At 71.9% G+C, this 14029-nt stretch carries 15 protein-coding genes; 11 read left to right on the top strand and 4 right to left on the bottom strand.

Annotated features, from left to right (window positions below; genetic code table 11):
* Positions 1 to 3: 3 nt before the first annotated feature.
* From LG278_RS03065 to purB, 5 genes are all read left to right on the top strand, one after another.
* Complete coding sequence (locus LG278_RS03065; RefSeq protein WP_404390819.1) at positions 4 to 525, top strand: low molecular weight protein-tyrosine-phosphatase; 522 nt, start codon at positions 4 to 6, stop codon at positions 523 to 525.
* Complete coding sequence (locus tag LG278_RS03060) at positions 518 to 1309, top strand: VOC family protein (RefSeq protein WP_404390817.1); 792 nt, start codon at positions 518 to 520, stop codon at positions 1307 to 1309. Before LG278_RS03065 ends, LG278_RS03060 begins: the two co-directional genes overlap by 8 nt.
* Positions 1310 to 1375: 66 nt before the next feature.
* The gene (locus LG278_RS03055) at positions 1376 to 2179 is read left to right on the top strand and encodes a VOC family protein (protein ID WP_404390815.1); all 804 of its coding nucleotides are present in this window, start codon (positions 1376 to 1378) and stop codon (positions 2177 to 2179) included.
* Positions 2180 to 2199: 20 nt separating this feature from the next.
* Positions 2200 to 2601, top strand: a complete 402-nt coding sequence (locus tag LG278_RS03050) for a hypothetical protein (protein WP_404390813.1) — start codon at positions 2200 to 2202, stop codon at positions 2599 to 2601.
* A 121-nt stretch (positions 2602 to 2722) separates the two neighbouring features.
* Positions 2723 to 4135, top strand: coding sequence for an adenylosuccinate lyase (purB, locus tag LG278_RS03045; protein WP_404390811.1), 1413 nt, complete (start codon positions 2723 to 2725; stop codon positions 4133 to 4135).
* A 40-nt stretch (positions 4136 to 4175) separates the two neighbouring features.
* Here purB and LG278_RS03040 read toward each other — a convergent pair whose 3' ends face one another.
* Together LG278_RS03040 and LG278_RS03035 are read right to left on the bottom strand one after the other, a co-directional pair.
* Positions 4176 to 6452, bottom strand: a complete 2277-nt coding sequence (locus LG278_RS03040; RefSeq protein WP_404390809.1) for an MMPL family transporter — start codon at positions 6450 to 6452, stop codon at positions 4176 to 4178.
* Between the two features lie 10 nt (positions 6453 to 6462).
* Positions 6463 to 7089, bottom strand: coding sequence for a hypothetical protein (locus LG278_RS03035; protein WP_404390807.1), 627 nt, complete (start codon positions 7087 to 7089; stop codon positions 6463 to 6465).
* 144 nt (positions 7090 to 7233) lie between these two features.
* On the opposite strand from LG278_RS03035, the gene LG278_RS03030 reads away from it, so the two are divergent.
* The 5 genes from LG278_RS03030 to LG278_RS03010 all read left to right on the top strand — a co-directional run bounded on the left by LG278_RS03030 (position 7234) and on the right by LG278_RS03010 (position 11292).
* A complete protein-coding gene (locus tag LG278_RS03030) occupies positions 7234 to 7809 on the top strand; it encodes a hypothetical protein (protein WP_404390805.1) in 576 nt (191 codons plus the stop codon).
* A gap of 61 nt (positions 7810 to 7870) precedes the next feature.
* On the top strand, positions 7871 to 8287 hold the full coding sequence (locus LG278_RS03025) for an MmcQ/YjbR family DNA-binding protein (RefSeq protein WP_404390803.1): 417 nt from the start codon (positions 7871 to 7873) through the stop codon (positions 8285 to 8287).
* A 53-nt stretch (positions 8288 to 8340) separates the two neighbouring features.
* Positions 8341 to 8622, top strand: coding sequence for a metal-sensitive transcriptional regulator (locus LG278_RS03020; protein ID WP_404390801.1), 282 nt, complete (start codon positions 8341 to 8343; stop codon positions 8620 to 8622).
* 13 nt (positions 8623 to 8635) lie between these two features.
* A complete protein-coding gene (locus LG278_RS03015) occupies positions 8636 to 8857 on the top strand; it encodes a heavy-metal-associated domain-containing protein (RefSeq protein ID WP_404390800.1) in 222 nt (73 codons plus the stop codon).
* Positions 8854 to 11292, top strand: a complete 2439-nt coding sequence (locus LG278_RS03010; RefSeq protein WP_404390798.1) for a heavy metal translocating P-type ATPase — start codon at positions 8854 to 8856, stop codon at positions 11290 to 11292. The genes LG278_RS03015 and LG278_RS03010 overlap by 4 nt, the downstream gene beginning before the upstream one ends.
* Before the next feature lie 418 nt (positions 11293 to 11710).
* Here the strand turns inward: LG278_RS03010 and LG278_RS03005 are convergent, their stop codons facing one another.
* Both LG278_RS03005 and LG278_RS03000 read right to left on the bottom strand, forming a co-directional pair.
* On the bottom strand, positions 11711 to 12346 hold the full coding sequence (locus LG278_RS03005; protein WP_404390796.1) for a VOC family protein: 636 nt from the start codon (positions 12344 to 12346) through the stop codon (positions 11711 to 11713).
* 112 nt (positions 12347 to 12458) lie between these two features.
* Positions 12459 to 13313 (bottom strand): TrmH family RNA methyltransferase, encoded by an 855-nt coding sequence (locus LG278_RS03000; protein ID WP_404390794.1) that lies wholly within the window; start codon positions 13311 to 13313, stop codon positions 12459 to 12461.
* A gap of 144 nt (positions 13314 to 13457) precedes the next feature.
* On the opposite strand from LG278_RS03000, the gene LG278_RS02995 reads away from it, so the two are divergent.
* Positions 13458 to 14018 (top strand): cysteine hydrolase family protein, encoded by a 561-nt coding sequence (locus LG278_RS02995; protein WP_404390792.1) that lies wholly within the window; start codon positions 13458 to 13460, stop codon positions 14016 to 14018.
* Positions 14019 to 14029: the final 11 nt, after the last annotated feature.

Genomic DNA, 14029 nt, shown 5'->3' with positions numbered 1-14029 from the left:
TCCATGTCGCCTCGCCCCCTGCACGTCACCTTCGTGTGCAGCGGCAACATCTGCAGGTCGCCGATGGGCCACGTGATCCTCGCGCACCTGGTCGCCGACGAGGGCCTGGACGACCGGGTCGTCGTGTCCTCCAGCGGCACCGGTGACTGGCACGTCGGCGAGCACGCCGATCCCCGCACCGTGGCCGTGCTGGCCGAGCACGGCTACGACGGGTCCGCCCACCGCGCCCGGGAGTTCGACGCCGACGAGTTCGCCGACCTCGACCTCGTGCTCGCCTCCGACGAGGGCCACGTGCGGGCCCTGCAGCGCCTCGCCCGCACCCCCCACAACCGGGCGAAGATCCGCCTCGTGCGAGAGTTCGACCCGGAGGCCGTCGCGGCCGGCACGCTGGAGACGGCCGACCCGTGGTACGGCGACGAGTCGCACTTCCTGCGCTGCTTCACCGAGGTCGAGGCGGCGTGCCACGGCATCCTCGACCACATCCGGGACCAGATCGAGACGGACCACGCCCGACCCCATGCCTGACCTCAACCTCACCGTGCCCGACTATCCCTACGGCTCGCCCTGCTGGGTCGACCTGCTCGTCAGCGACGTCGAGCGCGCCCAGAGCTTCTACTCCGACCTCTTCGGCTGGCGCTGGCTGGCCGGTGACGCCGCGACCGGGGGCTACACGATGGCGCTGCTCGACGGTCACCCCGTGGCGGGCATCAGCCGCAAGCCGGCCGGCGCACCGGTGGCGAGCCAGTGGACGACCTACCTGCGCGTCGGTCAGATCGAGGTGGCCGCAGCGGCCATCGAGGCCCACGGGGGTCGCACGCTCGGACGGCCCGTGGCGATCGGCGCCCTGGCCCGCACCCTCATCGCCCTCGACCCGGGTGGCGCCTACTTCGGGGTCTGGGAGCCGGGCGACCTGCCGGGCAGCGGCGTGCTCGACGCGCCGGGTTCGGTGACCTGGAACGAGCTGCTGACCCGCGACTACGACCGCGTCCAGGACTTCCAGCTCGGCGTCTTCGGCCACGAGTTCACCGACGAGACCGAGCCCGGCGGGCCGCGGTGGGCCACCGCGCACACCGGCGACGGCAACCCGGCCTACGGGCTGGCCGAGATCGGCGACGAATGGCCCCGCGAGATCCCGCCGCACTGGGTGGCCTCCTTCGCGACCGGCAACGTCGTGCCCTCCCTCGCCCGGGCGCTCGAGCTCGGCGCCACCCTCATCCAGGGGCCGTTCGACGGTCCCTACGGGGTCGGCGCGGTGCTCAGCGGCCCCGAGGGCGAGGTCTTCTCGATCCTCGTCCCCCACCTGGACTGACCTTCACCCACAGCCCCCGCAACGCCCACCCCGCGCCCACCCCGTGCCCACCCCAAGGAGCTCTCGATGCCCGTCCACCCCGACACCTTCGCGCCGGGCACGCCATGCTGGGCCGACGTGCTGGTCGACGACCTCGGCGCGGCGCGGCAGTTCTACGGCGGCCTCTTCGGCTGGACGTTCGAGGACCTGCCGGCCGAGGCGGGTGGTTACGTCATGGCGCGCAAGAACGGCCACGTCGTCGCCGGCGCCCTGGCCCGCAACCCCGACGACCCCGGGCAGGTCAACGCCTGGACCCTCTACCTCGCGACCGACGACGTCGACGCCGTCGCCGCGCGGGCCACGGCCGCCGGGGGCGTCTTCTTCCTCGGTCCGCTGACCGTGCTCGACGTCGGACGCATCGCCGTCGGCGCCGATCCCGCGGGCGCGGCCTACGGCCTGTGGCAGGCCAGGCAGCACACCGGCGCCGACCTCGTCGACGAGCCGGGGTCGCTCTGCTGGGCCGAGACGATGAGCCGCAACTACGACGCGAGCCGGACGTTCTATGCCGACGTCTTCGGCTTCCAGCTGCAGGAGATCGGTGAGGGCGACTTCCGCTACTGCGTCGCCAGCCTCGACGACGACGGCCGCCCGATCGGCGGCATCGGTGAGATCCCGGCCGCCGCACCGGCCGAGGTGCCGTCGCACTGGATGGTCTACTTCGCCGTCGAGTCGTGCGACGACGCCGCCCGCCGCGTCGTCGAGCTCGGCGGGTCGGTGCTGCAGCAGCCCTTCGACACCCCCTACGGTCGGATGGCGGTCGTCGCCGGGCCCCAGGGTGAGACCTTCTCGATCATGCGTCCGGCTTCGCCAAACCCCGGGTCGGGCGACTGACCGAACGTTACGATCGCCGCATGATCCGCTTCCTCGTGCGCACGGCGATCTTCCTCGGCTCCGCCGCGATCGGCCTGATCGCCGCCGACCTCATCCTCGAGGACGTCAGCGTGTCGGCGAGCGGGTTCGCCCTCACCGTCGTCATCTACACCCTCGTGCAGAGCATCATCTCGCCGTTCCTCGCCAAGGTCGCCGCGAGCAGCGCCCGGGCCCTGCTCGGTGGGGTCGGCCTCATCGCCACGTTCGTCGCCCTGCTCGTCGCGAGCAGCTTCGCCGACTCGCTGACCATCTCGGGCGGCGCCGTCACGTGGGTCCTCGCCACCCTCATCGTGTGGCTCATCACCGCCCTCGCCACGCTGCTGCTGCCCATCGCCCTCGTCAAGGCGGGCGTCGAGTCGGCTCGCGAGCGCCGCGCCGCCTGACCGACCCGGCACCGAGCGGCACGACCACCGAGGTATGCCGGCCGGCGGGCTCACCGCGCCCGCGCACTCGCGGGGCGGACGGCATACAGGCGCGTCCCCGACCTCTGGGAGAATGCCGGCCATGGCTTCCCTCGCTGACGCGAACCCGCCCATCGCGCTCGGAGCGCTCGACGGCCGCTACCGCGGCACGGTCGCGCCGCTCGTCGACCACCTCTCGGAGGCGGCGCTCAACCGGCAGCGTGTGCACGTCGAGATCGAGTGGCTGATCCACCAGACGAGCCACGGCGTCGTGCCCGGCGTGCGACACCTCACCGATGACGAGATCGCATCGCTGCGCGCCGTCGTCGACGACTTCGGCACCGACGAGGTGGCCGAGCTCGCCGAGATCGAGCGGGTCACGGTGCACGACGTCAAGGCGGTCGAGTACTTCCTCAAGGAGCGGCTCACGGCCATCGCGCCGGCCAAGGAGGACAAGGGGCTCGCCGAGCTCATCCACTTCGGGTGCACGAGCGAGGACATCAACAACCTCTCCTATGCCCTCATGGTCAAGGGCGCCGTCGAGCAGGTGTGGCTGCCCCGGGCGCATGCGCTCGTCGCGCAGGTCGCCGAGTTCGCGCGCGAGCTCAAGGACGTGCCGCTGCTCGCGCACACCCACGGCCAGCCGGCCACGCCGACGACGATGGGCAAGGAGCTCGCGGTCCTCGCGCACCGCCTCGGCCGGCAACTGCGCCGCATCGAGCGACAGGAGTTCCTCGGCAAGTTCAACGGCGCGACCGGCACGTTCGGCGCGCACGCCCTCGCGCTGCCCGACGTCGACTGGCCCGCCGTCTCGCGCGACTTCGTCGAGGGCCTGGGCCTGACGTGGAACCCGCTGACGACCCAGATCGAGAGCCACGACTGGCAGGCCGAGCTCTATGCCGACGTCGCCCGCTTCAACCGCATCCTGCACAACCTCTGCACCGACGTGTGGACCTACATCTCGATGGGCTACTTCGCCCAGGTGCGCGGCCAGGGCACCGTAGGCAGCTCGACGATGCCGCACAAGGTCAACCCGATCCGCTTCGAGAACGCCGAGGCCAACCTCGAGGTGAGCAACGCCCTGCTCGACGTGCTCGGCGGCACGCTCGTGCAGAGCCGGCTGCAGCGCGACCTCACCGACTCGAGCATGCAGCGCAACATCGGCAGCGCCTTCGGCCACTCCGTGCTCGCCCTCGACAACGTCGCCCGTGGCCTCGCCGGCCTCGACGCCGTGCCCGAGCGGATGGCCGCCGACCTCGAGGCCAACTGGGAGGTGCTCGGCGAGCCGATCCAGTCGGCCATGCGGGCGCTGGGCGCACAGGGCGTGCCCGGCATGGAGGAGCCCTACGAGCGGCTCAAGGAGCTGACGCGCGGCCGCCGCATCGACGGCGACGACCTGCGCGAGTTCGTGCGCGGGCTGGGCCTGCCCGCCGAGGTCGAGGCCCGCTTCGTCGCGCTGACACCGCAGACCTACACGGCGCTCGCCGGCCGTCTCGTCGACGACTACCTCGCCTGAGCAGCGCCGCGACAGCCACCGGGCGTGCCGGCGCGGCCGGTCACCGCTTGGTGCGTCGGTCGGCCCGCAGGTGGGGTCCGGGCCAGCCACTCACCGGTCCGACGAGCACGAGCATCGCCGGCACGAGGAGTGAGCGCACGACGAAGGCATCGATGAGGATGCCGACCGCCATCGCGAAGCCGAGCTCGCGGAAGGGCGTCAACGGGATGATGGCGAGCATCCCGAAGCTGACGGCCAGCGTGACACCGGCTGCCGTGATGGCCCGCGACGACTCCGGCACGGCTTTGAGGACCGCCTCTCGAAGGGGCAGGTGACGGGCCTCGTCCCACACCCTGCCCACCCCGAAGATGTTGTAGTCGGAGCCCAGCGAGACGAGCAGCACGGCGGCCGCGAAGGGCACGTAGAAGGTCAGGCCGTCCACCCCGCCGATGTCGCCGAAGAGCCAGACGGTCAGACCCAGCGACGCGGTCAGGGCCAGCACGCTCGAGGCGAGCAGGAAGAGCGGCGCCACGAGCGCGCGCAGGAAGAGGACGAGCAGCAGGAGGTTGACCGCGATGCCGGCGATCGCGATCCGGTAGAGATCGGCCTCCGTCGACCCGACGAGCCCCTCCGCGAGCGCCGTGTCGCCGCCCAGGCTCGTGCGCGCGCCCGTGAGGCCTGCCTCCTCCACGAGACCGGGCAGCCGGTCACGCAGCACGCGCAGGTCGGTGATGGCCGTCGCGTCGAGCGGGTCGTGGTCGAGGACGATGAGCATCCTCGCCGCGTCGCCGCTCTCGGACAGCACGACGTTGTAGGCCTGCTGGGTGATGTTCTGGGCCGGTCCGACCACGCCCGCGACACCCGGCTCACGCTCGATGAGCTGCTGCAGGGTGACGAGGCGATCGACGTCGTCGACGATGTCGGCACGCTCGAGGAGCATCGTCGTGGGCGACGTGATTCCGGGAGCGAAGGCGGTCGACGCGGCGTCCGAGGCCACGGCCACCGGGTTGCTCGACGGCAGCGAGCTGGTGAAGCCCACTCCGAGGTCGAGGTCCCGCAGGGGTGCCGAGGCGACCAGCAGCAGAGCGACGCATCCGGCGACGACGGCCGCAGCGGTCGATCGGTTGGCCAGCAGTCTCACGAGCCGCCGACGGCTCTTGGCGGGGTCGCGACCCGGCGGCGTACGCAGGCGTCGGCGGCGCGGGTCGCTCGGCCAGAAGACCACCGGACCGAGCACGGCGATCGCAGCCGGCACGAAGGTCACCGACACGAGCAGGCCGACGAGCACGGCCAGCGCCATCGCCGGTCCGAAGGCACGGAAGAACTCGGAGTTAGCCGCCAGCAGCGCGGCGGTGCCTGCCGCCACGGTGATGCCGGCAGCCGTCACGATCGGGGTGTCGGTCTTCACCGCGTCACGCACCGCATCCCGCCACCGCGGCGTGACGGCGATGCGGTCCTGGAGGGCGGTCACGTAGAAGATCGTGTAGTCCGTGACGACTCCGAGGAGCAGCGCGACGAGGAGCGGCTCGAGCTCGGCCGGCGTGGAGATGCCGGCGAGTCCGCTCAGCATCTCTGAGAGGTTGATCGTGGCGACGAAGGCGATGCCGGACGCCACGAGCGCGATCGCGGGCGCCACCACCGACCGGAACGTCAGGCCGACCAGCCCGATGATCGCGAGCACCGTGAGGAGCTCGAGGAGAGGCAGGTTCTCACTGACGAGCCTGGCCTGCTCGGCCCGGGCGGGCACCGACCCCGCCACACCGACCACGTGGTCCTCGGGCCGCTCGAGCTCCTCGCCGATGTAGCGCTGCGCCGCCTCCTGTTGGCTCGCGAAACTACTGACGGGGTCCATGAAGAGGTAGGTGAGCACCGCGGTGTTGGTCTCGCCGTCCGGCCCGAAGAGCTTGATGCTGTTGGTGATCGGCAGGGCGCCGAGCAGCGGCCACTGCGGCTGGGGCCCTTGGTTGACGGCCAGTGCGTCGAGGACGGACTCGGCCTGGACGAAGAGCGAGAGCCCTGCCGCGTCTCGCTGCACGACGGCGACGCGGCTGCTGAGCGGGAAGCCGAACTCGTCGAGGGCCCGAAGCTCCGAGCTGATGGCCGGGCTGTCGAGCGGGATGATGCTCGCGAGCTCGTTGCCCCCGGTGCCGACGGGGGGCATGGCGACGAGGCCACCGAGGGCGAGCAGCCAGGCGGCGACGATCTGCCAGCGGCGGCGCACGGTCCACGCGGCATACCTATCGAAGAGCCCCGTGGGGGGCGGTGGGGCGTCCGGCGGCTCGGAGAGGAGGCGACCGTCGCTCGTGGCGGGCCCCATCCGTCGCTGGCGCGAGCCCATCAGCACACCCTCATCGCAACGACACCGGCAGGCCCAGCCCGAGACGCTGGAGCTCGGCCCGGGCCAGCTCGCGCCCGCGGCCGGCGGCGAGGTCACCCTCCGGGTCCGGCGAGATGGCGAGCAGTTCGCGCAGACCGAGGTTGTGCACAGCGCGCCGCGCGAGCTGCTGCACAGCTGCGTCGTGCGATTGCGCCGTGTCGAGAGCGGCCCGGACCTCAAGCACCTCGCGCCGCCAGGCCAGCCGGCGCGGGAGGTAGACAAGGAGGACAGGGCTCAGCGGCCCCAGCGACACCGCCACCCCGATGAGGACGGACAGGCCACGCAGGCTCGTCATCGAGCTCTCGCCCCCGGCGCGCACGCTGGCCGCCGTCTCGGTCACCCGGTTGCCCAGCTCGCCCGTGCGCTCGCCGATGACGGGGGTGCCGGAGAGGTCCTGCAGGGCCCGTCCCGCGGTGTCGAGCGCCCGGCCCGCCTCCACGACGCCCAGGCTCAGCCCGGTCAGCTGCCAGATGAGGTAGCCGGTCGCCGCACCCACGACGAGCCAGAAGACGACCCAGAAGGCGACGATCCCGTCCCACGCCGCCACCGAGGTCGCAGTGCGAGCAGGGCGTGCAGAGGTCGGTGCGTAGCGCTCCATGCTCTTGGTGTACCCGACAGGCGGTGATCCGGCCCCACGCTGCGACCTCTCGATCGCACAACGTTCGGGGTCACGGGGTAGGGATCAGGAAGAGTCCATCCCACGCTGGAGACGGCAGACCACCACTCGAGGGAGCAGACCACCGTGACCGAGCCGACGCAGCCGGGCCCCAAGCCCGGGCCCGCCACCACGCCACCCGCGACACCATCGGCGCCCGAGCCGCCCACCCGGGTCGTCGGGGCCCGGTGGTGGCTCATCCCTGCCGTCACCTTCGTCATCGGCCTCCTGCTCGGCGGCGTCGTCGTCGGCGTCCTGCGCTCGGGCAGCGTCGATGTGTCGGGGGCCGCGTCGCCCTCCGCGACGGCGACGGGCCCACAGCCGACGTCAACCGGCACCGGACTGCCGGCCACCGCGACGGTCGTCGTGCCGGCCGAGTGCGTCGACGTCGCGCGCGACTCGCAGACCCTCGTCGAGCTCACCGAGCAGGCGGCCAGCGCCGCCCGTGATCTCGACGCGGGGCGCCTGAGCGACGTCGTGCGCCAGATCGACGAGGCGCAGGCCACCCTGCGCACCCATGCCGAGGCCTGCCGCGCCGTCGACGCCTCCCTCACCTCCGGCTCGACGCCGTCGGTGACGACCCCGTCGGACCCCGGCTCCTCCGCGCCGACGACAGGGTCGTCGGTGGCGCCCGGCACGCCGAGCACCTCCACGACGGGCTGATCGGACGCACCCGGCGCAGTCGTCTGTCGGTATGCCGCTCGGCGGGCTACCGTCGTCAGGCATGGCACGCGCACGCAGAGCCAGGGTCACCGACGTCGAGCAGCTCGCCCTCGGGCTGCCCGAGGTGACGCGCGACCCTGCTGATCCCACGGCGCCCGGCAGGCCGGCATACCAGGTGCGGGGCAAGACGTTCGCCTTCTTCCGGGTCCCGCGCATGGACGCGCTCGACCCGGCAACGGGCGAGCCCTACGACGACGTCATGGCTTTCTCGTGCACGGCCGAGGACAAGGAGGCGATGGTCGGCGACCCGGGCTCGCCGTTCTTCACCACGCCCCACTGGAACGGCTACAACGCGGTGCTTCTCCTCGAGCGCGACGTCGGCGAGATCAGCGTGACGGAGCTGCGTGAGGTGATCACCGACGCGTGGCTGGCGAAGGCGCCGAAGCGGCTGGCCGCGCAGCTCCTGGGCGGGTCGTGACCGCACGGAATACCCCAGAGGGGTATGCTGTTGTGCAGAGTGAGGAGGTGGCCATGCCCGGATACACCGGCAGCAAGGACGACTACCTGAAGCGGCTGCGTCGCGTCGAGGGGCAGGTGCGCGGCGTCCACAAGATGGTCGAGTCCGACACCTACTGCATCGACATCCTGACCCAGGTCAGCGCCATCACCAAGGCGCTGCAGGCCGTCAGCCTCGGCCTGCTCGAGGACCACGTCGCGCACTGCGTCGTCGACGCGGCCCGCGAGTCCGACGAGGCCGCCCAGATCAAGATCCGAGAGGCGGCCGACGCGATCGCCCGCCTCGTCCGCAGCTGAGGAGACGAGCACCATGAACGACACCCACACCACCCAGATCGCCGTCACCGGGATGACCTGCGGGCACTGCGTCGCGTCGGTGACCGAGGAGCTCACCGAGCTCGCCGGCGTCACCGCCGTCGACGTCGACCTGCACCCCGGCGAGGAGTCCGGGGTCACCATCACGAGCACGAGCCCGCTCGACCCGGCCGCCGTCGAGGCAGCCGTCGCCGAGGCGGGCTACGCCGTCCGATGACCACCCCCGAGGCCACGGTCACCGAGGGCGCGCCGGAGCAGGTGCGGCTGGCCATCACCGGCATGACCTGCGCCTCGTGCTCGGCCCGCATCGAGCGCAAGCTCGGCAAGGTTCCCGGGGTCGACTCGGCGACCGTCAACCTCGCGACCGAGAAGGCCTTCGTGTCCTTCTCGGCGCCGGTGACCGTCGAGCAGATCGTCGCCGAGGTCAAGAAGACCGGCTACGGCGCCAGCGTCATCGGCGCCCCTGCCACCAACCGCTCGACCAACAGCTCCGGTATGCCGTCCGGCGAGCTCCCCGGGGCGGGCGCCCTGCTCGACCGGCTGAGGTCGCGGCATACCGGGGCGCCGACCCCGACGCGCGCAGACAGCGGCGTCGACAGGCGACCTGGCCCCGGGACCGACCGCGACGGCCCCGACGGCCGGCACGGCAGCGAGCAGGGGCACGGTGGCGAAGGGGTCGGCCAGGCCGACCGTGCCGAAGGGGCCGACCTCGCGGCGCCCGACGACCACCTCGAGCACACCCCGGCGCAGGACGTCATCAGGCCCCGACTCGTCGTCGCGGCCGCGCTGACAGTGCCGGTCTTCCTGCTCGCGATGGTGCTCCCGTCCTTCGCGGCGAGCCCCTGGCTCCAGCTCGTCCTCTCGACGCCCGTCGTCTTCTGGTGTGCGTGGCCCTTCCACCGGGCCGCCGCCGTCAACGCCCGTCACCTCGCCTCGACGATGGACACCCTGGTGTCGATCGGCGTGCTCGCGGCGTGGGGCTACTCCGTCGTCGAGCTGCTGCGCGGCGGGCCGCACCTCTACTTCGAGGTCGCGGCGGTCGTCACGACCTTCCTGCTCACCGGCCGGTTCCTCGAGGCGCGGGCCAAGGACTCGGGCAAGGACGCGCTGCGGTCGCTGCTCGACCTCGGCGCCAAGGACGTCGCCGTGCTGCGCATCGACCCGCAGTCGCGCATCACGAGCGAGGTCCGCATCCCCGTCGCCCAGCTCGTCGTCGGTGACCAGTTCATCGTGCGGCCAGGTGAGAAGGTCGCGACCGACGGTGTCGTGCTCGACGGCTCGAGCGCGGTCGACGCGAGCCTCGTGACGGGCGAGTCCACCCCGGTCGACGTCTCCCCGGGCGACGACGTCACGGGCGGCTCGATCAACACGACCGGCCGGCTCATCGTCGAGGCCCGCAAGGTCGGCGCCGACACGATGCTGGCCGGCATCCAGCGCCTCGTCGAGAGCGCCCAGACCGGCAAGGCCGACGTGCAGCGCCTCGCCGACCGGGTGTCGGCGGTCTTCGTGCCCATCGTGCTCGTCATCGCCCTCGTCACCCTCATCGCGTGGCTCGTGACCGGCCACGACGTCGGGCAGGCCCTCGCCGTCGCCGTGACGGTGCTCATCATCGCCTGCCCCTGCGCCCTGGGCCTGGCCACACCGACGGCCCTGCTCGTCGGCACCGGCCGCGGCGCTCAGCTCGGCACCCTCATCAAGGGCCCGCAGGTGCTCGAGGACACCCGCCGCGTCGACACCGTCGTGCTCGACAAGACCGGCACGGTGACGACCGGGCAGCTGCGGCTGCGCAGCATCGCGGTGCGCGGCCGGCTCTCCAAGGCCGCTGCCCTGACGGCAGCCGCAGCGGTCGAGCAGGCCAGCGAGCACCCCATCGCGCGGGCGGTCGTCGCCGGTGCGCAGGAGGCCCGCCTCACGCTCCCGCGCATCCGCGACTTCACGACCAACCCCGGCGAGGGCGCCACGGCCCGGATCAAGGACACCGAGGTCGTCGTCGGCAAGGCCGCACTCTTCGACACGGTCGCGCCCGAGCTGCTCGAGCACGCCGAGACCCATGCCGGCACGACGGTCTTCGTCGGCTGGGACGGCGAGGCCCAGGCCGCTCTCACCGTCGAGGACACCGTGCGCGAGTCGTCACGCGCGGCGATCGCTCGGCTGCGCGAGCTCGGTCTGACCCCCTACCTGCTGACCGGCGACGGCGCGACCAACGCCCGCAGCGTCGCCGAGCAGGTGGGCATCGACGCCGACCACGTGCGCGCCGACGTGCTGCCGGCCGACAAGCACCGGGTCGTCACCGAGCTGCAGCGCTCGGGTCGGGTCGTGGCCATGGTCGGCGACGGCGTCAACGACGCGGCCGCCCTGGCGCAGGCCGACCTCGGGCTCGCGATGGGCTCGGGCACCGACGTCGCGATGGACTCCGCTGACATCGTGCTCGTGCGCGCCGACCTCGACGCGGTCGCCGACTCCATCGCGCTCTCGCGCCAGACCCTGCGCATCATCAAGCAGAACCTCGCCTGGGCCTTCGGCTACAACACCGCCGCGATCCCGCTGGCCGCCTTCGGCCTGCTCAACCCGATGATCGCCGGCGCGACCATGGCCCTGTCGTCGGTCCTCGTCGTCACCAACTCCCTGCGCCTCAAGCGCTTCGCCCGCTGACCCCGCCAAATCGAGAGAGCAATCTGCGCCCCCCCAATCGAGAGAGCAATTGGTCCGCTATCGAAAGTGCGATTCGCGCCCCCAATCGAGAGAGCGATTCGTCCGCCACAGTGCAGCGGTCGCCGGCCACCCGGCATACCGGCTCGTCAGGCCTCGGATCAAGCGGCGGATCAGTCTGCGCGCGGTGTCGCCCTGACAGCACCAACCGCCGACTGATCCGCAGCCTGATCACCCTGACAGCACCAGGTGCCGACTGATCCGCAGCCTGATCATCAAGCGGCGGATCAGTCTGCAACCGCTGCACCCCTGACAGCACCAACCGCCGACTGATCCGCAGAGTGATCGCCGGGGGCAGCACAACGGCGGCCGTCCCGGTCAGGGAGGGCCGCCGTGGTGCGTGCGAGTCGGGCGCGCGAGATCAGATGGTGACCTTGCCGTTGGGGGTGTCGAAGGTGACCGACAGCAGACCCGGCGTGCCGTGCGGAGCCAGGAAGGTGAAGTCGATGCCGCCCTTGTCGAAGGTGTCGTCGGGGCCGAGCCACTCGCGCACCCGCTTGGGGTCACCGGCGATCTGGAGGTGGTCGATGCGGACCGACGTGTCGGCGCCCGCGGACGGGTGCACGGTCATGTCGTCCCACTCGATGAAGTAGGGGACCTGCGGGTCGGCCATCAGGCCCTTGATGCCGAGCTGGCGCCACTTGAGCTCGGTGCCGTCGGGACGGTGCCGGTTGCCGACCACCGACTCGCGACCGAGACGGGCCTCGACCTTGCTGATGTCGTCGACCGCGACGACCCAGCCGAGCCAACCGCCGCCGGCCTCGGACGCGGCCCGCACCGCCTGACCGAAGGGCGCCTTGTCGGACGCCGGGTGGTCGAGCACCTCGACGACCTCGAGGTAGTGGTCCTTCGCCAACGGGAAGATGACGTTGCGGGTGCCGAAACGGGGATGAACGCCGCCGTTGACCGGCTCGACACCGATCAGCTCGGACAGTCGCGCGGCCGTGGCCTTGAGGCCACCGGCCTCTGCTGCATAGGAGACATGGTCAACTCGCATACAGAACATCGTGACACACGCCAAGGGGTGCTCTTGACCACCCCTCCTCCGGCTCGATCCGCTCGCCGCACGCCACCCCAGGGGTATGCCGTCCGGCCGGCTTCCCGAGGCATCAGCGGGAGCGCTGGCGCACGGCTTCGTAGAGGACGATGGCGGCCGACGCGGCCACGTTGAGGCTGTTGGCCTTGCCGTGCATGGGGATCCGCACCCGGTGGGCCGCGGCCTCGAGGAGGGTGTCGTCGGCGCCGTGCTTCTCGCTGCCGACCGCGACGGCGACTCGGCCCGTGTAGTCGACATCGGTGTGCAGCAGGTCGGTCTCGGGGGTCGTCACGACGAGGCGGATGTCGTGGGCGGCGAGCCAGGCCAGCGCTGCAGCCGTCGTCGCGCTCGCGACCGGCAGGGCGAAGACCGTGCCCTTGCTCGCCCGCACGACGTTGGGGTTGCCCCAGTCGGTCACCGGGTCGGCGGCCACGACGGCGTCGACCCCGGCGGCGTCGGCGGTGCGGAGCATGGCGCCGAGGTTGCCGGGCTTCTCGACGCCCTGGCTGAGCAGGGTGAGGTGGTCAGGACCCTCGACCCGCAGGTCCTCGAGCGGTCGGCCGACCTCGTCGACCACGGCGAGCAGACCGTCGGGTCCCTCGCGGTAGGACGCCTTCTCGAAGACCTGGCGGCTGAGGTGCACGACCTCGACCCGGTCGTGCCGCAGGCGCGTGAGCAGGTCGGACTGGTGGCCGATGTCCTGCGAGCCCGCACGCCCCGCGGGGCTGAAGAGCTGCTCGCAGACGTAGACGGTGCTCGGCCGGACTCCCGCCGAGAGGGCGAGGCCGATCTCCTCGTAGCCCTCGACGAGGGTCTGGCCGGTCTCCTCGCGGGTGCGCCGGCGGCGCAGGGCGAGGATGGCCTTGAGGCGAGGGTTGGCCGGTGAGCTGATGACGAGCTCGCGGCCGTGCGGGATGTGGTTGGTCATGGCGGGACCAGCATTTCACCTCCGTCGTCGGGTGGGCGGCCGGCGCGACGGAGGCAGCGCGCTCAGCCCGGACTGTCGGTGCATCGGCGTAGCGTCGGGGAGACCGTCGACGGAGACGGAGCAACGGGAGAACCTGGAGGCACCATGACCACACTCGACGGACGCCCCAACACCGCCCTGCTCGTCATCGACGTGCAGAACGACGTCGTCTCCGGCGCCTGGGACCGCGACGGCGTCATCGGCCGCATCAGCACGCTCGTCGACAAGGCCCGCAGTCAGCAGGTGCCCGTCGTCTGGGTGCAGCACTCCGACGACAACATGCCGGTCGGCACCGACGGCTGGCAGTACGTCCCCGAGCTGACCCGCGACGCGTCCGAGCCCCTCGTCCACAAGCGCTACGGCGACTCCTTCGAGGGCACCGACCTCGAGTCGCTCCTCGCCGAGCGACAGGTCGGGCGGCTCGTGGTCACGGGCGCCCAGACCGATGCGTGCATCCGCTCCACCCTGCACGGAGCGCTCGTGCGCGGCTACGACGTGACCCTCGTCGCGGACGCCCACACGACCGAGGACCTCCGCCAGTGGGGTGTGCCCGTCTCGCCCGAGCAGGTCATCGCCCACACCAACACCTACTGGTCGTGGTCGGATGCGCCCGGCCGCACGGGCGAGGTCACACCTGCGGCTGAGATCGACTTCGCAGCGAGCTGACCCGGTCCGCA

It is taken from the genome of Humibacillus xanthopallidus (assembly GCF_044793955.1).
Taxonomy (GTDB): domain Bacteria; phylum Actinomycetota; class Actinomycetes; order Actinomycetales; family Dermatophilaceae; genus Humibacillus; species Humibacillus xanthopallidus_C.
This window is presented reverse-complemented; position numbering and strand designations above follow the sequence as displayed.